At 38.8% G+C, this 18763-nt stretch carries 23 protein-coding genes; 15 read left to right on the top strand and 8 right to left on the bottom strand.

Annotated features, from left to right (window positions below; all coding sequences use genetic code 11):
* Positions 1-32 precede the first annotated feature (32 nt).
* Both B7721_RS07105 and mazE read right to left on the bottom strand, forming a co-directional pair.
* On the bottom strand, positions 33-389 hold the full coding sequence (locus B7721_RS07105) for a type II toxin-antitoxin system PemK/MazF family toxin (RefSeq protein ID WP_000560795.1): 357 nt from the start codon (positions 387-389) through the stop codon (positions 33-35).
* Positions 373-588, bottom strand: coding sequence for a type II toxin-antitoxin system PemI/MazE family antitoxin (mazE, locus tag B7721_RS07110; protein WP_049484461.1), 216 nt, complete (start codon positions 586-588; stop codon positions 373-375). Before mazE ends, B7721_RS07105 begins: the two co-directional genes overlap by 17 nt.
* Before the next feature lie 209 nt (positions 589-797).
* Here mazE and ylqF point away from each other — a divergent pair, with 209 nt between their 5' ends.
* From ylqF to xerS, 15 genes are all read left to right on the top strand, one after another.
* A complete protein-coding gene (gene ylqF / locus B7721_RS07115) occupies positions 798-1649 on the top strand; it encodes a ribosome biogenesis GTPase YlqF (RefSeq protein ID WP_084878262.1) in 852 nt (283 codons plus the stop codon).
* Positions 1636-2415, top strand: coding sequence for a ribonuclease HII (locus tag B7721_RS07120; protein ID WP_084878264.1), 780 nt, complete (start codon positions 1636-1638; stop codon positions 2413-2415). The genes ylqF and B7721_RS07120 overlap by 14 nt, the downstream gene beginning before the upstream one ends.
* Before the next feature lie 12 nt (positions 2416-2427).
* Positions 2428-3978, top strand: coding sequence for a ClC family H(+)/Cl(-) exchange transporter (locus B7721_RS07125; RefSeq protein ID WP_084878266.1), 1551 nt, complete (start codon positions 2428-2430; stop codon positions 3976-3978).
* Positions 3979-4144: 166 nt separating this feature from the next.
* The gene (locus tag B7721_RS07130) at positions 4145-4570 is read left to right on the top strand and encodes a hypothetical protein (protein ID WP_164497074.1); all 426 of its coding nucleotides are present in this window, start codon (positions 4145-4147) and stop codon (positions 4568-4570) included.
* A 96-nt stretch (positions 4571-4666) separates the two neighbouring features.
* The gene (locus B7721_RS07135; protein ID WP_084878267.1) at positions 4667-5110 is read left to right on the top strand and encodes a hypothetical protein; all 444 of its coding nucleotides are present in this window, start codon (positions 4667-4669) and stop codon (positions 5108-5110) included.
* Positions 5111-5214: 104 nt separating this feature from the next.
* A complete protein-coding gene (locus tag B7721_RS07140; RefSeq protein ID WP_084878269.1) occupies positions 5215-5652 on the top strand; it encodes a hypothetical protein in 438 nt (145 codons plus the stop codon).
* A 100-nt stretch (positions 5653-5752) separates the two neighbouring features.
* Positions 5753-6175 (top strand): hypothetical protein, encoded by a 423-nt coding sequence (locus tag B7721_RS07145; protein WP_084878270.1) that lies wholly within the window; start codon positions 5753-5755, stop codon positions 6173-6175.
* Positions 6176-6275: 100 nt separating this feature from the next.
* Positions 6276-6719, top strand: coding sequence for a hypothetical protein (locus B7721_RS07150; RefSeq protein WP_164497075.1), 444 nt, complete (start codon positions 6276-6278; stop codon positions 6717-6719).
* A 94-nt stretch (positions 6720-6813) separates the two neighbouring features.
* Complete coding sequence (locus B7721_RS07155; protein WP_084878272.1) at positions 6814-7242, top strand: hypothetical protein; 429 nt, start codon at positions 6814-6816, stop codon at positions 7240-7242.
* Positions 7242-7475, top strand: a complete 234-nt coding sequence (locus B7721_RS07160) for a hypothetical protein (RefSeq protein ID WP_084878274.1) — start codon at positions 7242-7244, stop codon at positions 7473-7475. The genes B7721_RS07155 and B7721_RS07160 overlap by 1 nt, the downstream gene beginning before the upstream one ends.
* Positions 7476-7567: 92 nt before the next feature.
* A complete protein-coding gene (locus tag B7721_RS07165) occupies positions 7568-7999 on the top strand; it encodes a hypothetical protein (protein WP_239823807.1) in 432 nt (143 codons plus the stop codon).
* The gene (locus B7721_RS07170) at positions 7999-9243 is read left to right on the top strand and encodes a hypothetical protein (protein ID WP_084878275.1); all 1245 of its coding nucleotides are present in this window, start codon (positions 7999-8001) and stop codon (positions 9241-9243) included. Before B7721_RS07165 ends, B7721_RS07170 begins: the two co-directional genes overlap by 1 nt.
* Entirely contained in the window at positions 9225-9617 is a 393-nt protein-coding gene (locus tag B7721_RS07175; protein ID WP_084878277.1) for a hypothetical protein, read from the top strand. Before B7721_RS07170 ends, B7721_RS07175 begins: the two co-directional genes overlap by 19 nt.
* Positions 9598-9888, top strand: coding sequence for a hypothetical protein (locus tag B7721_RS07180; RefSeq protein WP_084878279.1), 291 nt, complete (start codon positions 9598-9600; stop codon positions 9886-9888). Before B7721_RS07175 ends, B7721_RS07180 begins: the two co-directional genes overlap by 20 nt.
* A gap of 139 nt (positions 9889-10027) precedes the next feature.
* Entirely contained in the window at positions 10028-11098 is a 1071-nt protein-coding gene (gene xerS / locus B7721_RS07185) for a tyrosine recombinase XerS (RefSeq protein ID WP_049491412.1), read from the top strand.
* An 80-nt stretch (positions 11099-11178) separates the two neighbouring features.
* On the opposite strand, the gene B7721_RS07190 is transcribed toward xerS, so the two are convergent.
* The 6 genes from B7721_RS07190 to B7721_RS07215 form a co-directional block, all read right to left on the bottom strand.
* Positions 11179-12168 (bottom strand): lipoate--protein ligase, encoded by a 990-nt coding sequence (locus tag B7721_RS07190; RefSeq protein WP_033685027.1) that lies wholly within the window; start codon positions 12166-12168, stop codon positions 11179-11181.
* A gap of 58 nt (positions 12169-12226) precedes the next feature.
* The gene (gene lpdA / locus B7721_RS07195) at positions 12227-13930 is read right to left on the bottom strand and encodes a dihydrolipoyl dehydrogenase (RefSeq protein ID WP_084878281.1); all 1704 of its coding nucleotides are present in this window, start codon (positions 13928-13930) and stop codon (positions 12227-12229) included.
* A 41-nt stretch (positions 13931-13971) separates the two neighbouring features.
* Positions 13972-15015: a dihydrolipoamide acetyltransferase gene (locus B7721_RS07200; RefSeq protein WP_084878282.1), complete on the bottom strand. Its 1044-nt coding sequence runs from the start codon at positions 15013-15015 to the stop codon at positions 13972-13974.
* A 213-nt stretch (positions 15016-15228) separates the two neighbouring features.
* Positions 15229-16221 (bottom strand): alpha-ketoacid dehydrogenase subunit beta, encoded by a 993-nt coding sequence (locus B7721_RS07205; protein WP_084878284.1) that lies wholly within the window; start codon positions 16219-16221, stop codon positions 15229-15231.
* Between the two features lie 16 nt (positions 16222-16237).
* Positions 16238-17206, bottom strand: a complete 969-nt coding sequence (locus B7721_RS07210) for a thiamine pyrophosphate-dependent dehydrogenase E1 component subunit alpha (protein WP_084878286.1) — start codon at positions 17204-17206, stop codon at positions 16238-16240.
* Between the two features lie 179 nt (positions 17207-17385).
* Complete coding sequence (locus tag B7721_RS07215; RefSeq protein ID WP_084878287.1) at positions 17386-18726, bottom strand: MATE family efflux transporter; 1341 nt, start codon at positions 18724-18726, stop codon at positions 17386-17388.
* Positions 18727-18763: the final 37 nt, after the last annotated feature.

Here is an 18763-nt window from a genome sequence, read left to right on the forward strand (position 1 = left end):
AAAAATCCTACCTTGTCTATGCATGGTAGGATTTAAGTATCTCCAAAGATGTACTGGTAAAGTTGGACGACTTTCTGAAAACATTGTGTGTCCATTCTTGTTATTTTTTGAGCATTACGCATCCGAAAATCGAAGGTATACAGTTGAAATGGATTAACAGCACCATCTACCTTATCTGATGAGACAGGAACAAGCAAGCCCTTTTCTGCCAAACGATGTTGGCCATGAGTGATAGGACAGACAGCTACAAAACCAGTTTGCAAGGCATATTCTTTCCTAGAAACAACCAAGGCAGGTCGCCGTTTCTGGATTTCTCGACCGACTGATGGATCAAAGTCCAGCCAAATGATATCCTGCTTTTCAGGAATATAGTCAGATTTCGCTATCAAGTGACCTTACCCCTTCAAAATCGTTTGTCATTCTTAAATCAGTAATCCCATCAAAAGGATCTTTTAGTTTTGGAGCTAAGACAATGACTCCGTCAATCCCTTTGTAGACAATCATTTCTTGACCTTCTGTCATACCCAAATTTTTAGGAATGGTCACAGTGAGCGAATTCCCCACCTTCCGAGTCTTTACTGTATTCATCGCTCTACCTCCACGAATTAGTATACACTAAGTATATACCTGTTAGCAAAAAAAGTCAAGTAAATGTTGAATTACATAAATTAAGTTATGCGCTACAGTGTGATTTTATTTTAGTCAAAGCCTGTGCAAAAGCACCTAATTTATGATAGAATAGATGATGAGAAAGAAAACGTTTTATTACGTTTTTTTAGTCGGAAGGGGAAAATATTATGGCTACTATTCAATGGTTTCCGGGCCACATGTCTAAGGCTCGGCGACAGATTCAGGAGAATTTAAAATTTGTTGATTTTGTGACAATTTTGGTGGATGCTCGGCTACCTTTATCTAGTCAAAATCCTATGTTAACCAAGATTGTTGGGGATAAACCAAAACTCTTGATTTTGAACAAGGCAGACCTTGCTGACCCAGCAATGACCAAAGAATGGCGTCAGTATTTTGAATCACAGGGAATCCAAACTCTGGCTATCAACTCCAAAGAGCAAGTAACTGTAAAAGTTGTGACAGATGCGGCTAAAAAGCTCATGGCTGATAAGATTGCACGCCAGAAAAAACGCGGTATCAAGATTGAAACCTTGCGGACCATGATTATCGGAATTCCAAATGCCGGTAAGTCAACTCTCATGAACCGTTTGGCTGGGAAAAAGATTGCAGTTGTCGGCAATAAACCAGGTGTTACTAAGGGGCAACAGTGGCTCAAAACCAACAAAGACCTTGAAATCCTTGACACACCAGGGATTCTCTGGCCTAAGTTCGAAGACGAAACCGTTGCTTTGAAACTAGCCTTGACTGGAGCAATTAAAGATCAACTACTCCCAATGGATGAAGTGACCATTTTTGGTCTTGATTATTTCAAAAAACATTATCCAGAAAAGCTAGCTGAACGCTTCAAACAAATGAAAATAGAAGAAGAAGCACCTGTTATCATCATGGATATGACTCGTGCCCTTGGTTTCCGAGACGACTACGACCGCTTTTACAGCCTCTTCGTCAAGGAAGTCCGTGATGGAAAACTCGGTAACTATACCTTAGATACATTGGACGACATCGATGACGACGATTAAAGAAATCAAAGAACTTCTTGCCACTGTTAAAGAATTAGACAATCCCCTTTTTCTTGAACTGGAAAAGGATCCTCGTTCTGGAGTTCAAAAGGAAATTAACAAGCGTAAACAAGCCATTCAGGCTGAACTGGATGAAGAACTTCGCCTAGAAACTATGCTTTCCTACGAAAAAGAGCTTTACAAGCAAGGATTGACCCTAATTGCAGGTGTTGATGAGGTTGGACGTGGTCCTCTTGCTGGCCCTGTAGTTGCTGCAGCTGTTATTTTACCTAAAAATTCTAAGATTAAAGGCCTCAACGATAGCAAAAAGATCCCCAAAAAGAAACATCTGGAAATTTATCAAGCTGTTCAAGACCAAGCCTTAGCAATCGGGATTGGTATCATGGATAATCAAGTCATTGACCAAGTCAATATCTATGAAACTACTAAACTAGCTATGAAGGAAGCAATCTCCCAGCTCAGTCCGCAACCTGAGCACCTCTTGATAGATGCCATGAAACTGGAGTTACCAATTTCACAAACCTCCATTATCAAAGGAGATGCTAACTCCCTCTCTATCGCAGCTGCATCTATAGTGGCCAAGGTGACACGGGATGAATTGATGAAGGAATACGATCAGCAATATCCTGGATATGATTTTACAGCTAATGCAGGCTATGGAACAGCTAAACACCTAGAAGGACTGGAAAAATTAGGTGTCACCCCAATTCACCGAACCAGTTTTGAACCAGTCAAAACACTAGTTTCAACTAAGAAAGACAAATAAGAGGAAATGATTATGGAGGAACAGTCAGAAACACTCAGTTCCAAGAAAGAATTTGCCTTTGCCTCAAGCACCATATTATCCCAAGTTGGACGAGGAATCATTGTTGGTCTCGTCGTCGGGCTAATCGTCGGATCCTTTCGTTTCTTAATCGAAAAGGGCTTCCATCTGATACAAGGACTCTATCAAGATCAAGCGCACTTAGTGCGCAATCTTTTTATCATTGGCCTATTTTATGTAATAGTTTGCTGGCTTAGCGCGAAACTAACTCGGTCAGAAAAAGATATCAAGGGTTCAGGAATTCCTCAAGTCGAAGCTGAACTAAAGGGACTCATGACTCTAAACTGGTGGAGTGTCCTCTGGAAGAAATATGTATTAGGTATTCTTGCTATTGCCAGTGGCCTTATGCTAGGGCGAGAAGGGCCAAGTATTCAACTTGGAGCTGTTGGTGGTAAAGGTATTGCCAAGTGGCTCAAATCTAGTCCAGTAGAGGAACGTTCCCTGATTGCCAGTGGAGCTGCTGCAGGTTTAGCCGCTGCCTTTAATGCACCGATTGCAGGTCTCCTCTTTGTTGTGGAGGAAGTCTATCACCATTTTTCACGATTTTTCTGGGTATCAACTCTAGCAGCTAGTCTCGTAGCAAACTTTGTCTCACTACTCATATTCGGCCTAACACCCGTACTAGATATGCCAGACAACATTCCTCTCATGACCCTAGACCAGTATTGGATATACCTCCTTATGGGAGTTTTTCTCGGGCTTTCTGGTTTTCTCTATGAGAAAGCTGTACTCAATGTTGGTCGAGTTTATGATTGGGTTGGTCAAACAATCCATTTAGATAGAGCTTATTATCCAATCCTAGCCTTTATCCTTATCATACCAGTCGGGATTTTCTTGCCACAAATTCTTGGTGGTGGAAATCAGCTGGTTCTTTCCTTAACTGAGCAAAATTTTAGTTTTCAAGTTTTATTAGCTTACTTTTTGATCCGCTTTGTTTGGAGTATGATTAGTTATGGAAGTGGCCTCCCAGGAGGAATTTTCCTACCCATTTTGGCGCTTGGTTCCTTACTTGGTGCCCTAGTTGGTGTCATTTGTGTCGATCTTGGGCTTGTCAGTCAGGAACAATTCCCTATATTTGTCATTCTGGGAATGAGTGGCTACTTTGGGGCAATATCCAAGGCACCCTTAACTGCCATGATCCTCGTAACTGAGATGGTAGGTGACATTCGCAATCTCATGCCACTTGGCTTAGTGACCTTGGTGGCATACATCGTCATGGATCTACTCAAAGGGGCGCCAGTCTATGAGGCCATGCTAGAAAAAATGCTGCCAGAAGAAGCGACAGACGAAGGAGAAGTCACTCTTATTGAAATCCCTGTATCAGATAAGATCGCTGGAAAACAGGTTCACGAACTAAACTTACCACATAACGTACTCATCACCACCCAAGTCCATAATGGCAAAAGCCAAACCGTTAACGGCTCAACTAGAATGTATCTTGGTGATATGATTCACCTGGTGATTCCAAAAAGTGAAATTGGAAAAGTCAAAGATTTGTTGTTGTAGATCATATTTACATAATTTATATTATGTCTTTTAAATTTTCGATTTCTTAATAAATTACATAAAAAAACCGATTCTCGCGCAGAGATCGGTTTTTGCTTCTTATATCGTTAAAACTAATTAAAATATTGTATAATAAGAAAAAGTAAGAAAAAGGAGGAAAGCTTAAATGAGTAATTCTAGCATCAAAAAAAGTCATACAAGAATACTAATCATTTTGTTACTCGCAATCACCACAGCAGGAGCTATTTTTATGTTTAGGTTGTTTGGGAAATCTCAAGAAGAGCGTCGGAATAGAGAGTATGAGGTTAGTTTGGTGAATGCCTTAAAGAATTCCTATGAAGGGATTGAAGAGATTAAAATTTCTAATCCAGAATACACAAGCCCTCCTGGTTCGTGGTCTTGTGATGTAGAAATTAAATTTAAAGATGAAAGAACTCTTTCATATGGAATTAATCATCATTTAAACTATAAAACCAATTATGGTGGCCGTCAAGAAACAAACGAAGATTGGCAGTATTTAGAAACTCATAGAGGGAAAACTTTAAAGTCAGTGAGAATTACTTATTCTGATAGCGAGCAAGGAGAACTATGATGAATTTCCATTATACTGATGAATAATTTAAACCAAGATTATGCTGTTTATAGTGTGAACGAAAAGTCTTCAAGGAGAAAAAGGAGAAAAACTTAAATGAATATTTCCAGCAATAAAAAAAGATATATAAGACTACTAATCATTTTGTTACTCGTAGCCATCACAGCAGGAGCTATTTTTATGTTTAGGTTGTTAGGGAAATCCCAAGAAGAGCGTCGGAATAGAGAGTATGAAGTGAGTCTGGTGAAAGCCTTAAAGAATTCCTACCAAGGGATTAAGGAGATTAAGATTATGGATCCTTACTATAATGACAAACCGGGTTCGTGGTCTTGTGATATTTCAGTAGAGTTCAATGATAGTCAAACTATTACTTATGGAATTAATCACAGATTAACCTATAAAGAAAACCATGATGGTCTTATGAAAGGGAATACCAATGAAGAAATTGATCAACAATGGTCGATACTTCAAAAACACATTGGTAAAACAGAATCTACAATATTAGTACGATATTCAAATGGTGAAACAGGAGAGCAATAATGGTATTTAATTATACTGATAAACAGTTGAATAATTTAACCCAAGATTTTGCTATTTATATGGTAAATGAAGAGTTTTCAAGTAGAAAAAGGGGAAAAGCTTAAATGAATAATTCCAGCAATAAAAAAAGCCATAAAAGGATACTAATCGTTTTGTTACTCGTAGCCATTACAGCAGGAGGTGTTTCTATATTTAGTATGTTAGGGAAATCCCAAGAAGAGCGTCGAAATAGAGAATATGAAGTAGGTCTAGTTAATGCTTTAAAAAATTCCTATGAAGGGATTGAGGAGGTACATATAACCGACCCTTCATATGCATCAATTCCGTCTGATGCTTGGGGCGCAAAAGTTAAAATATTTTTCTCTGATAGCAAACAACTAAGTTATATAATCGCATTTAATAAACAAAATAACGAAATAAGAAGTAGAGATTTTCAAAATAGTTCTCGAAAAGATGATAATCAATATTTGATAAACCATCGTGGAATTACAGAAAAAAATGTAAAAGTGATTTATTCAAATGGTGAAACAGGGGAACAGTAATGGTATTTAATTATACTGATAAACAACTCAATGAATTAAAGCATGGGAAGAATGTATACGGTGTCAATGCTGAATATGCTGAGAAAAAGAGGAAATGATAATGAGTAAAAACAGATTAAGAAAAAGCTATAAACCATTATTCATAGTTTTACTACTCGCAACTGTCACAACAGGAGGTGTTTTTATATTTAGTATGTTAGGAAAATCCCAAGAAGAACGTCGGAATAGAGAATATGAAGTAAGTCTGGTTAATGCCTTAAAGAATTCATATGAAGGGATAGAAGAAATCAAAATTTCCAATCCAACATATACGAACCCTCCTGGTGACTGGTCTTGTAAGGTTGATATTTTGTTTGAAGATGGGGAAAAAATATTCTATGGAATTCCACATAACTTAGATGAGATAGAAAATTACAATGGTCGTATGACTTATGGACAGCGAGATTTTCTTAACCGAAGAAAAGGAATAACAACTAATACAGTTACGGTTACATACTCTAACAAAGAAAGAGGGGAACAGTAATGGTATTTAATTATACAGAAAAACAACTTAATGAATTAAACCATGGGAAGAATGTATATAGTGTCAATGCTGAATATACTGAGAAAAAGAGGAAATGATAATGAGTAAAGATAGATTAAGAAAAAGCTATAAACCATTATTCATAGTTTTACTACTCGCAACTATCACAGCAGGAGGTGTTTTTATATTTAGTATGTTAGGGAAATCCCAAGAAGAGCGTCGAAATAGAGAGTATGAAGTTAGTTTGGTAAACGCCTTAAAGAATTCCTACGAAGGGATAGAAGAGATCAAAATTTCTAATCCAGAATATACAACCCCTCCAGGCGACTGGTCTTGTGATGTAAATATTCTATTTTCAGATAAAGTAAAAATAGAATACCGTGTAGGCCACTCTTTAAATGACGTTGAAAATTATAATGGTTTTGTTAATGGAAAAACAAATAAAGAAATAAACGACCAGTGGGAAATATTGAATTCTCATAAAGGGAAAACAACATCTTTAGTTACTATATATTATTCGGATAAAGAAAAAGGAGTACAGTAGTGGTTTTCACTTATACAGATCAACAACTTAATGAATTAAATCAAGGGAAAAATGTATACAGTGTCAATGATGAATATGCTGAGATAAAGAGGAAATGATAATGAGTAAAGACAGATTAAGAAAAAGCTATAAACCATTATTCATAGTTTTTCTACTCGCAACTGTCACAACAGGAGGTGTTTTTATGTTTAGTATGTTAGGGAAGTCTCAAGAAGAACGTCGAAATAGAGAATATGAAGTAAGTCTGGTTAATGCCTTAAAGAATTCCTATGAAGGGATTGAGGAGATTAAGATTTCCAATCCAAACTACACAAACCCTCCAGGTTCATGGTCTTGTGATGTAGAAATCAAATTTAATGATGAAAGAAAAACTAAGTATAGGATAGGCCATGGACTCCATGATAAAAAGAATTATCAAGGTTCATTGACCAATGAGAAAAGGCAATTCCTTAACAATTACAAAGGAGTGACCGACTTAAAAGTAATTGTTACATATTCAGATAATAGCACGGGAGAACAATGATGACATTTTCCTATACAGATGAGCAGTTAAACAATTTGAATCGGGATTATGCTGTATATAGTGTAAATCTTGAATTCGCTAAGCGTAACGGTAGGACTTATGTCAATTCAAATCTCATTGAAAATATATCTCCTGATGATTTAGAAAAAACCAACACCATAACTACCTCAGATGGTCAAGAATTCAGTGTTATTGCCACTAAGTCTGACCCAGTAACGGGATTTGATGTTTGATGCAGTATCTGTGACAATTGGCTTGATTTTCTCTATTCTACTGTTATTTATCTTTAAATCATAGTAGAATAGAGAAAAGGAGAAAAGCTTAAATGAATATTTCTGGAATGAAAAAAAGCCGTAAAAAGCTACTAATCGTTTTGTCAATCGCAATTATCACAGCAGGTGGTATTTTTATGTTTAGTATGTTAGGGAAATCTCAAGAAGAGCGTCAGAATAGAGAGTATGAAGTTAGTTTGGTTGAAACTTTAAAAGATAGTTATGAGGGTATTGAAGAAATTAGATTTTCTAATGCAAACTACACTAATCCTCCAGGAAGTTGGACTTGCGTAGTTGAACTATATTTTAATGAGAGAAGCATAAAATATAAAATTAATTATTCAAAAAAAGATAAACGTATTTCTGATGTATCTTTAGAGAGAGAGAATAGAAAAGAGGACCGAGAATTTTTAAATAGTCACTTGGGTAAGACTAGTAAACTCACAAAAATTATTTATTCAGATGGTTCAGAAGGAGAATATTAATGGTATACACTTATACTGATAAACAACTCAATGAATTAAATCACGGAAAAAATGTTTATAGTGTAAATTTTGAATATGCTGAAAGGGAAGTTGAAAAGAAAGTTGTAGCCAAAACAAATGATAAGTTATCTTCGGATGAAACTAACACTATAACCACCTCCGATGGTCAAGAATTCCGTGTTATTGCGACTAAGTCTCACAAAGAAACAGGTTTTGATGGACTAGCGGTTGCACCAATAGTCAACGGTGAACCAGATTATAAAAATGTAGCTGTGATTGCTGCGGGAACGGACCCTGGGAGTCCTACTAAGATTGATGTCGGAACAGCAGTTGCAGAAAGAGAGTCAGGTTTATCCCCTCAATATTATGTAGCAGACCGATTTGTAAAAGAAATTATGGATGATCCCCGATATGAAGTCAGTCAACTATCTGGCTATTCACAAGGTTCTTATATGCTGAAGGTAGGAGCTAAATACCACATCCCTACGACTACCTTCAATGCTTGGTTTTTTTATAATTCACTTTCTAATGAGGAAAAAGCATTCATAGATAAAAATCCTGCTATGTTTATAGATTATAGAAGGAATTATGATGTTGTTGTGTTTGGAAATGATTTCAACCATCCTGAATTATTCAATAAATCATTTTTAGAAATGCCTGATACCATATATTGGCTTGACGGAACTAGCCACAATATAGGTGATTGGGAGTTTGATCCTGTAACTGGTCAACTTGTAGATGGCAAAGGAGGAAAACCCTTAATCAGTGGCGTTTATCGAGCCTATGCCAACAGTCTCCGAGGAATGGCTCATTACAAGGACTTGAAATCAAACTGGTCATCAGGTGGCATTAGTAGCTCTGAGGAAATATACTTAGATGCAGCTCAAGGTTCTATCCTATCATCATCTATGGCTACAGCAGCAAGAACTGGAGCTGATGAAGTGAGCGCCTTAGCCAAAAAAGCAAATCAGGAATTACAAGAAATTTGGTCAAAAATCGACTTTACGAGCTACACAGCATTAGCTCCCTATGAGGTTGATGCCATTTTTGCTAGTCAGGGTATCACTCAAGCACAGTTTATCGATACGTTTCAGGCAGAGACAAATCAAACAGCCACTAAGATGAATGTTTCCGCACAAGCATTTGAAAATATGGATAAACAATTACAGGAAGTCATCGAAAAAACAGTAGCAACAGATAAGCAATTAGCCAAGGAGTTTCGACAATGGAAAGAAAAGATGTAAAATGGGAGGAAATTAGAGAAAAAGAGAGAGAACTGTATACTCTAGAAGAACGATATTATCAAGAAAAGAAGAAACTCGATAACAAAGCCCTTGATCTAGACGAACGAAATGCAAACTTAGAAAAACTAATTTCCGAAGAAGTTGATAAAATGTATCATACTTTGAGAAAATTTTCGTCAACGGCTGATGATGTTAGAGACTACTTTATAGAAATAGAAAATTTGAGACACTTTTCGAATCAAGTATACAGAGATCGTAGGATTAAACTCGAAGACGAGAGAGAAAAATACGATAACAAGTTTCGTACACAAAGAAATGATTTAGACGAAGAATTTCACAAACTAAGGAGAGATTATGCAAGCACCAATGAATGAATACTACACAGATGAAGAATACCAGTATGCACTGAAACAAATGTATCGAATGATGGAAAGAAACCGAATCATTACGGAAGCAAAGTTAGCGATAACAGCAAAAAACAAATTAAAAGTTAACTTTAATAAGGCAGCTAAGAAAATTGCTACAGAAACCAAATCAACTATTACAAGCATAAACAGCCAAATGGACACTGCAATTCAAGGTAAAGTTCGCAAAAGTCTTGAAGAAAAGATTCCGAAGATGTTGCTCAAGTATGATGAAATTTAACAAAGGATTCAGGATAACTGGGGGAAGTTAGACTTCTTTTTTAAGTTTCTTATTACATCTTTCCGAAAAACTATAATTTTCTTGAAAAATATATGAGTCTATGCTATACTACTAGTAGACTTACTTATGGAGAAAATACATGAAACGTGAGATTTTACTGGAACGAATCGACAAACTAAAACAAATCATGCCCTGGTATGTTCTGGAATACTACCAATCCAAGCTTGCTGTTCCCTACAGTTTTACAACCTTGTACGAATACCTCAAGGAATACGATCGATTTTTCAGCTGGGTTTTGGAGTCTGGTATTTCAAATGCTGATAAAATGTCTGACATTCCTTTATCAGTCTTGGAAAACATGTCTAAGAAAGATATGGAATCCTTTATCCTTTATCTACGTGAACGTCCATTGCTGAATGCCAATACAACCAAACAAGGTGTCTCTCAGACGACCATCAATCGGACTTTATCAGCACTTTCTAGTCTTTACAAGTATCTGACCGAGGAGGTTGAAAACGACCAAGGGGAGCCTTATTTCTATCGTAATGTAATGAAGAAAGTTTCAACCAAGAAAAAGAAAGAGACACTTGCTGCCAGAGCTGAAAACATCAAGCAAAAGCTCTTTCTAGGTGATGAAACAGAAGGTTTTCTGACTTATATCGACCAAGAGTACCCACAACAACTCTCAAATCGCGCTCTCTCGTCATTCAATAAAAATAAAGAACGTGATTTAGCCATTATTGCCCTTCTCTTGGCGTCTGGTGTCCGCTTATCTGAAGCTGTTAACCTGGACCTAAGAGACCTTAATCTTAAAATGATGGTCATTGATGTCACTCGAAAAGGTGGCAAACGTGATTCTGTCAATGTCGCTGCTTTTGCTAAGCCTTACCTAGAGAATTATCTAGCCATTCGAAATCAACGTTATAAGACGGAAAAGACGGATACAGCACTCTTTCTGACCTTATACCGTGGCGTTCCCAATCGTATTGATGCTTCTAGCGTTGAAAAGATGGTTGCTAAGTACTCTGAGGACTTTAAAGTCCGTGTAACTCCCCACAAACTCCGCCATACCTTAGCAACCAGACTCTATGATGCAACTAAATCGCAAGTTTTGGTTAGCCATCAGCTAGGACACGCCAGCACACAAGTCACTGACCTCTATACCCATATCGTCAATGATGAACAAAAGAATGCCTTAGATAGTTTGTAAATATTATACATTACATATTATAAATTATGTAAATTATAGTTCAAAAAAGAAGCTGGTCATACAACCAACTTCTTTTCTTTTTATCCCACTACTGCTTCAGCAATTTCTTCACGGCTGATACCAGCAAAATAGCGTGTGATGTCAATAGTTTCTAGAGCTTTAAGAACATCTTCGCGTTCATATTTCACGCCACGAAGGACATCTTCTACAGCTGCAACGTCTTCGATACCAAAGAAGTCACCATAAATCTTGATGTCTTGGATTTTTGATTCGAGAACATTGGCAAAAACTTCAACCTTACCACTAGTGAATTTTGTTCCACGACGGACGTTAAATTCAGGTGATTTACCGTAGTTCCAGTCCCAAGTACCGAACTTGGTATCCTTGATACGATTGATTTCGGCCAATTCTTCCTCAGAAAAAACGTATTCGGTCATCTCTGGGTACTCTTTTTTCATGTATTCCAAAAGCAAATCACGGAATTCTTCAACTGTAATTTTTTCTGGCAATTCATTGACAATATTGGTTACACGGGCACGGACAGATTTCACACCTTTTGATTCAAATTTATCTTTTGAAACCTTGAGGGCGTTAGCAAGGACTGACAAATCAACGTCAAAGAGCAAGCAACCATGGTGCATGATACGGCCATTGATATAGGCTTGGGCATTTCCACAGAATTTCTTGCCATCAATCTCAAGGTCATTACGGCCTGTGAACTCAGCTTTAACACCTAGTTGAGCCAAGGTATTGATAACTGGAGTTGAGAAGCTCTTGAAGTCAAAGGCCTTGTTTTCATCTTCTTTTGAAATGATGGTGTAGTTGAGGTTGTTTAAATCGTGATAAACAGCTCCACCACCACTGATACGACGGACTACCTCAATACCATTTTCTCGAACATAATCACGGTTAATTTCTTCGATAGTGTTCTGGTGACGACCAACAATGATAGAAGGTTTGTTAATCCAAAGAAGGAAGATTTGATCCTCATCTAGTAAGTGTTTAAAGGCATATTCTTCCAAGGCGATATTAAAAGCAGTGTCGTTTGAATGATTGATAATATATTTCATGATATCCCTTTATACGATAGAGACTGGAAATAATCTTCCAGTCTAGTCTATCTTCGTTTTATTTTTTCTTAGGTGAATGGATGGCCATTCCTAGAACATCTGCAAATGCTTCGTACATAACTTCAGAGTATGTTGGGTGTCCGTGGATAGTCTTCAGCATTTCTTCGACAGTAATTTCCATTTCGATAATGCTTGACGCTTCGTTGATCAATTCTGCAGCTGCAGGACCAATGATGTGCACACCAAGGATTTCTCCGTATTTCTTATCAGCAATAACTTTTACGAAACCTTGAGCCGCATCTGATGCAATTGCACGTCCGTTGGCAGCAAAGTTGAATTTACCGATGGCTACATCGTATTTCTCACGGGCTTGTTCTTCAGTCAGACCTACTGCTGCTACTTCAGGAAGAGTGTAAATGGCTGCAGGAGTCAAGTTGAGTTTCGCAACAGCATGATTTCCTTTGAGGGCATTTTCAGCGGCAACTTCACCCATGCGGAAGGCTGCGTGCGCCAACATCTTAGTACCGTTGATGTCACCTGGTGCGTAGATTCCAGGAACAGAAGTTTCCATGTATTCGTTGACCTTGATACGTCCACGATCCAATTCAAACTCAACATCACCAATTCCTTCAAGGTCTGGCACACGACCGATTGAAAGAAGAGCTTTGCTAGCGATGATATCGTCTTTTCCTTCAACCTTGATACGAAGTTGACCATTTTCTTCGATGATTTCTTGCAATTTTGTACCTGTCAAGATAGTCATACCTTTACGCTCAAGAATCAAGCGAAGATTCTTAGACACTTCCGCATCCATAGCTGGAACGATACGGTCCATCATTTCGATAACAGTTACTTTTGAACCAAATGTCATGAATGCTTGGCCGAGTTCGATACCGACAACCCCACCACCGATGATTACGAGGCTTTCTGGAACTTCGTTCATTTCAAGAATATCATCGCTGGTCATCACAAGTGGAGATTCCATACCAGGGACGTTAATCTTGCTGACTTTTGAACCACCAGCAAGGATAATTTTCTTGGTTTCAAGCAATTCAGAACCATTTACCAAGACATTCTTATCTTTAGTGATAGTACCAACACCCTTATGAACTGTAACTCCGTAGCTTCGAAGAAGACCCGCAACGCCACCAACCAAAGTATTGACAACCTTAGATTTTGTCTCTAAAAGTTTATCCATATCTACAGTGAAGTTTGGATTTTCGATGACGATACCTCGGTTTGCTGCATGACCGATATTTTCGATGATTTCAGCATTGTGAAGGTAGGTCTTCGTTGGGATACAGCCACGGTTCAAACACGTTCCACCGAGTTCAGATTTCTCAACAAGGGCAACCTTCCCACCGAGTTGGGCAGCTTTAATGGCTGCAACATAACCAGCAGGACCTCCACCAATCACAACGATATCAAAGGCATCATCGCTCTTACCATCGTCGTTTGAGGCACTAGCTGCAGGTGCAGGTTTTGATTCTGGCGCAGCTGCGCCAGCTGTTGGGATGTTTTCTCCTTCTTCACCAAGGTAACCGATGACTTCCGTTACAGGGACAGTTTCACCATCTCCTTTGAGGATGGCAATCAAGTATCCATCTTCTTCGGCTTCCAATTCCATACTGACTTTGTCAGTCATGATTTCCAAAAGGATTTCTCCTTCTTTTACAAATTCTCCGACTTTCTTATTCCATTGGACGATTTGTCCTTCTGTCATATCCACGCCGGCTTTTGGCATAATTACTTCTAAGGCCATGTCTTACTTCCTTCTAAATCTCTAAAATAACAATAGCTGACTTAAACCAACATTGAGATCGGATTCTCAATCAAGGCTTTCAAGTCTTTCATAAACTTAGCACCAGCCATACCATCTACAACACGGTGGTCAATAGTTAAACCAAGGCTCATGATTGGTCGGATAACAATCTCACCATTGACAACTACAGGTTTTTCAACTGTTGAGCTAACCCCTAGGATAGCTGAGTTTGGTTGGTTAATAATCGGACCAAAGGACTGAACGCCAAACATTCCCAAGTTACTAATTGTGAAGGTTGAATTTTGCAGTTCGCTTGGAGCCAATTTACCATCCAAGGTACGACCAATTACATCCTTAAAGGCAACAACCAACTCTGACAAACTCATTTTTTCAGCATTATAGACAACAGGTGTCATCAATCCGTTATCCATCCCAACCGCCATCGCAAGGTTGACATAGTTATGAGTGATAATGGTCTTGCCGTCTTCGGTCAATGAAGCGTTGATGTATGGGTGTTTCATCAATGTTTTCACAACAGCGAGTGAAAGAAGGTCTGTTACAGTAGTCTTCTTACCAGTCGCTTCCATAATCGGATCAAGAACCTTCTTACGAAGGGCCAACATTTCTGACATATCGACATCATAGTTGAGTGTGAAAGTTGGCGCAGTTAGGTAAGATTCAACCATACGTTGTGCGATAACCTTACGCATTGGTGTCATTGGAATACGCTCAATCTCACCATAAGGAGTGATAGTGTCTGGAACTTCTTCCACTTTTTCGATTTGAGCAGGAGACTTGATAGTATCGTTTTCGATATTTTCAGGAAGCAAGGCTAAAACATCCTTCTTCATGATTTTACCACGATGACCTGTTCCTTGGATTTCCTGCCAAGCAATGTTATGTTCGAGGGCAATTCGTTTTGCAAGTGGCGAAATGCGAACCACATTTGTGTCTTTATAAGTTTCCACGTCATCTTTGTGGACACGACCGTTTGCACCTGAGCCAGAAACGTCGTAGAGGTTGATCCCTAGATCATCCGCTAACTTTCTAGCCGCAGGAGTCGCTCTTAGCTTGTCATCAGCCATGACCTCTCCAATTCTAATTATGATACAAAGGGCGTAAAAAGTCAAAGTGAAAATAGGAAACTTGACGAAGAAACTTTAGTTTCTAGGAAAGTTTATCTTTTTCACGCAGACTTTAGCCCGTGTTCGACTCTACAAGTAACTTGTACACGAAACGTGTCTCAAGTTACTAAAATTAAAATCTCTAAAAATTTACGTAATTTAATTTATGTAATATTATTCTTTATTATAAGTCTTACGGATTGCATCTTTGATGCTTTCAACTGTTGGAATCATTGCATTTTCAAGGTTTTGCGCGTAAGGCATTGGCACATCTTCTCCGGCGCAACGGCGGATTGGTGCGTCTAGATAATCAAATGCTTCTGATTCTGAAATAATAGCTGAAATCTCTCCGATATAGCCACTTGTTTTGTGAGCATCGTTGACAAGCACCACCTTACCAGTCTTCTTCACTGAGTTAATGATGATATCCTTATCAAGCGGAACGAGGGTACGTGGGTCCACAATTTCAACTGAAATTCCCTCTTCTGCTAATTCTTCAGCAGCTTGAACCACACGACGAAGCATTTTACCATAAGTAACGACTGTTACATCCGTTCCTTCACGTTTGATTTCTCCGACACCAAGTGGGATAGTATAGTCTGGGTCAACAGGCACTTCCCCTTTTTGGTTAAATTCTGATTTGTATTCAAGAATGATAACAGGGTTGTTGTCACGGATAGAAGACTTAAGAAGTCCCTTCATATCAGCTGGTGTACCTGGAGCTACAACCTTCAATCCTGGGATATGAGTAAACCAAGATTCCAATGATTGTGAGTGTTGAGCTGCAGAACCTACCCCGTTACCAGCTGCACAGCGGATTGTCATTGGGACCTGACCTTTACCACCAAACATGTAACGAGTTTTAGCTGCTTGGTTGACGATATTATCCATGGCAATAACTGAAAAGTCCATGAAAGTCATATCAACGATTGGACGAAGGCCAGTCATAGCAGCACCAGCAGCAGCACCAGAAATTGCAGCTTCTGAAATTGGACAGTCACGTACACGTTCTGGTCCAAATTCTTCAAGCATACCTACAGATGTACCAAAGTCTCCACCAAAGACACCGACATCTTCACCCATCAAGAGTACATTTTCATCACGACGCATTTCCTCAGACATAGCAAGGATAATGGTGTCACGGAACGACATTGTTTTTGTTTCCATTTTTATCTCTTTCTCCTTAGTCTGCGTAAATATCTTCAAATGCTGATTCTAGTGGTGGGAATGGGCTTTCTTCTGCGAATTTAACAGAAGCTTCTACTGCTTCCTTGACTTGTGCTTGGATTTCTTCCAATTCTTCAGCGCTAGCAATGTTATTTTCAATAAGGTAATTGCGGAGGTTTTCAATTGGGTCTTTTTGTTTCCACAATTCCACTTCTTCACGCGTACGATATTTACCAGGGTCAGATGATGAGTGACCAAGCCAACGATAAGTGACACTTTCAATCAAGACTGGTCCATTGCCACCACGAACATGATCTACAGCTTTCTTAAATCCTTCATAGACATCGATGACGTTGTTCCCATCTTCGATAAACATTCCAGGAATTCCATATGCCGCACTACGTTGGTGGATATGTTCCACGTTTGTCATTTTCTTGATATCCGCAGAGATACCGTAACCGTTGTTAATGCAGTAGAAAATCACAGGAAGGTTCCAGATAGAAGCCATGTTCACTGCTTCGTGGAAGACACCTTCGTTGGTCGCGCCATCTCCAAAGAAGCAGACAACGATTTTACCAGTATGTTGCATTTGCTGACTGAGGGCTGCACCGACAGCGATTCCCATACCACCACCTACGATACCATTGGCACCGAGGTTACCAGCATCCAGGTCAGCGATATGCATAGAACCACCTTTTCCTTTACAGGTTCCAGTGTATTTCCCGAGGATTTCAGCCATCATTCCATTGAGGTCAATCCCCTTAGCAATAGCTTGCCCGTGTCCACGGTGATTTGATGTGATCAAATCATCTGGATTGAGAGCCGACATCGCTCCGACGTTAGCAGCTTCCTCTCCGACAGAAAAGTGAGTCATACCGGGAACTTTTCCCTTTTTCACTAACTGAGCGATTTTTAAGTCCATGCGACGGATTTCTTCCATCTTACGGAACATCTCTAGCAAAAGATTCTTATCTAAAGTTGACATAATCTTGCCTTTCTAACTTTGTACTTACCTTACTATTTTACCTTTTTTAGTATACACTGTCAAAGTATATGGCTAATAAAATTTCACAATATAAAAAAATAAATCCCTGTTAAAACAGGGATTCTCTCTAGTTAGAGCATTTTTTCACAAAGTTGTTTTTTCAGGATAATTTCTTAAAATTAGCTCAATCTTTTCATTACGGTTTTCAAACGCCATTGATACAAACAACCAGAAACAATTAAGCTGGCAATTAACCCAATCCAGTAGGCAAATGCCCCTAAGTCAGTTACTTGATCTAGTAGATATCCTAGTGGTATCGCTACTCCCCAATACCCAATTAAGCCAAGATAGAAAGGAACGATAGTGTCCTTATACCCTCTTAAAATTCCTTGGAGCGGAGCCGCAAAGGTATCAGCTAACTGGAAAAAGAGACTGTAGGTTAGAAATACAGCAGTTGTTTCAATGAACTGAGAGTCATTCCCATATAGACTTGCTACACGATCTCTAAAAATGTAGAGAAAGGACAGGGTAAGACCTGCAAAAATAAGGGCAGTTACTCTCCCCAGACGAGCGTAGATTTTTGCATCCTCAAAACGTTTAGCCCCAACCTCGTAAGACACAACAATCGCCATAGCAGAGGAAATACTCATGGGGAAAGCATACATGAGGCTGGAAAAATTCATAGCTGACTGGTGACTGGCGATGATGAGCGATGAAAACTTAGCCATGATTAGTCCAACCACAGAGAAAATGGCTACTTCAGCAAATACGGTTCCCCCGATTGGTAGACCTAATCGAACACCTTCCTTGATTTTATCTATATTGAGTGGAATCCGTTTTTCAAGATGTAACGCTTTTAATCTTTTTTGTTTGAACAAAACAAGCAGGGAAATGCCCAATAAAACCCAATAGGCTAGCGAAGTTCCTAGCCCTGCTCCTGCGCCACCAAGCTCAGGGAAACCGAAAGCTCCATATATCAAGAGATAGTTAAAACTACTATTGAGCGGAAGTAATAGGAGCATCAGATACATCGATAGCTTGGTCAAACCAAGAGAATCCAACAATGACCGAATGACACTAAAAAGCAACAAGGGAATAATCCCGATAGAAAGGTACCAAAGATAGGAAACTGCAACTGCCGCCACTTGAGTTTCTAGTCCGATGTTGTTTAAGACAGGTGGCGCTAAGAATACTACCATGCCAAGCAAGACCAAAGACAGTCCGAAAGCTAAGTAGATGAATTGGTAAAAATCAGATGCTACTTCTTCCTTTTTGCCCCGTCCCAGATGATGGCCTATGATGGGAACCATGGCCGAAACAATGCCTGTCAAAAAAGTGAAGAAAGGATTCCATAGACTCGTTGCAGTTGAAACACCAGCCAAGTCCATGGTATTGTACTGCCCAGTCATGGTTGTATCAACAAATGAGGCAGAATAATTGGCAAACTGGTAAATCAGGATAGGGAAAAATATCTTAAGAAATAAGATAAACTTATCTTTAAATTGATGGGTTTGGTACATAAGTGCTCTCTATTCATTTCAATTTAAGAGCAGAGTC

It is taken from the genome of Streptococcus oralis subsp. oralis (assembly GCF_002096445.1).
Classification (GTDB): Bacteria; Bacillota; Bacilli; order Lactobacillales; family Streptococcaceae; genus Streptococcus; species Streptococcus oralis_N.

Excerpts from the sequence above, each read along its gene's own strand:
- mazE (WP_049484461.1), bottom strand. The coding sequence starts at position 588 with ATGAATACAGTAAAGACTCGGAAGGTGGGGAATTCGCTCACTGTGACC.
- ylqF (WP_084878262.1), top strand. The coding sequence starts at position 798 with ATGGCTACTATTCAATGGTTTCCGGGCCACATGTCTAAGGCTCGGCGA.
- B7721_RS07120 (WP_084878264.1), top strand. The coding sequence starts at position 1,636 with ATGACGACGATTAAAGAAATCAAAGAACTTCTTGCCACTGTTAAAGAA.
- B7721_RS07125 (WP_084878266.1), top strand. The coding sequence starts at position 2,428 with ATGGAGGAACAGTCAGAAACACTCAGTTCCAAGAAAGAATTTGCCTTT.
- B7721_RS07130 (WP_164497074.1), top strand. The coding sequence starts at position 4,145 with ATGAGTAATTCTAGCATCAAAAAAAGTCATACAAGAATACTAATCATT.
- B7721_RS07135 (WP_084878267.1), top strand. The coding sequence starts at position 4,667 with ATGAATATTTCCAGCAATAAAAAAAGATATATAAGACTACTAATCATT.
- B7721_RS07140 (WP_084878269.1), top strand. The coding sequence starts at position 5,215 with ATGAATAATTCCAGCAATAAAAAAAGCCATAAAAGGATACTAATCGTT.
- B7721_RS07145 (WP_084878270.1), top strand. The coding sequence starts at position 5,753 with ATGAGTAAAAACAGATTAAGAAAAAGCTATAAACCATTATTCATAGTT.
- B7721_RS07150 (WP_164497075.1), top strand. The coding sequence starts at position 6,276 with ATGAGTAAAGATAGATTAAGAAAAAGCTATAAACCATTATTCATAGTT.
- B7721_RS07155 (WP_084878272.1), top strand. The coding sequence starts at position 6,814 with ATGATAATGAGTAAAGACAGATTAAGAAAAAGCTATAAACCATTATTC.
- B7721_RS07160 (WP_084878274.1), top strand. The coding sequence starts at position 7,242 with ATGACATTTTCCTATACAGATGAGCAGTTAAACAATTTGAATCGGGAT.
- B7721_RS07165 (WP_239823807.1), top strand. The coding sequence starts at position 7,568 with ATGAATATTTCTGGAATGAAAAAAAGCCGTAAAAAGCTACTAATCGTT.
- B7721_RS07170 (WP_084878275.1), top strand. The coding sequence starts at position 7,999 with ATGGTATACACTTATACTGATAAACAACTCAATGAATTAAATCACGGA.
- B7721_RS07175 (WP_084878277.1), top strand. The coding sequence starts at position 9,225 with ATGGAAAGAAAAGATGTAAAATGGGAGGAAATTAGAGAAAAAGAGAGA.
- B7721_RS07180 (WP_084878279.1), top strand. The coding sequence starts at position 9,598 with ATGCAAGCACCAATGAATGAATACTACACAGATGAAGAATACCAGTAT.
- xerS (WP_049491412.1), top strand. The coding sequence starts at position 10,028 with ATGAAACGTGAGATTTTACTGGAACGAATCGACAAACTAAAACAAATC.
- B7721_RS07190 (WP_033685027.1), bottom strand. The coding sequence starts at position 12,168 with ATGAAATATATTATCAATCATTCAAACGACACTGCTTTTAATATCGCC.
- lpdA (WP_084878281.1), bottom strand. The coding sequence starts at position 13,930 with ATGGCCTTAGAAGTAATTATGCCAAAAGCCGGCGTGGATATGACAGAA.
- B7721_RS07200 (WP_084878282.1), bottom strand. The coding sequence starts at position 15,015 with ATGGCTGATGACAAGCTAAGAGCGACTCCTGCGGCTAGAAAGTTAGCG.
- B7721_RS07205 (WP_084878284.1), bottom strand. The coding sequence starts at position 16,221 with ATGGAAACAAAAACAATGTCGTTCCGTGACACCATTATCCTTGCTATG.
- B7721_RS07210 (WP_084878286.1), bottom strand. The coding sequence starts at position 17,206 with ATGTCAACTTTAGATAAGAATCTTTTGCTAGAGATGTTCCGTAAGATG.
- B7721_RS07215 (WP_084878287.1), bottom strand. The coding sequence starts at position 18,726 with ATGTACCAAACCCATCAATTTAAAGATAAGTTTATCTTATTTCTTAAG.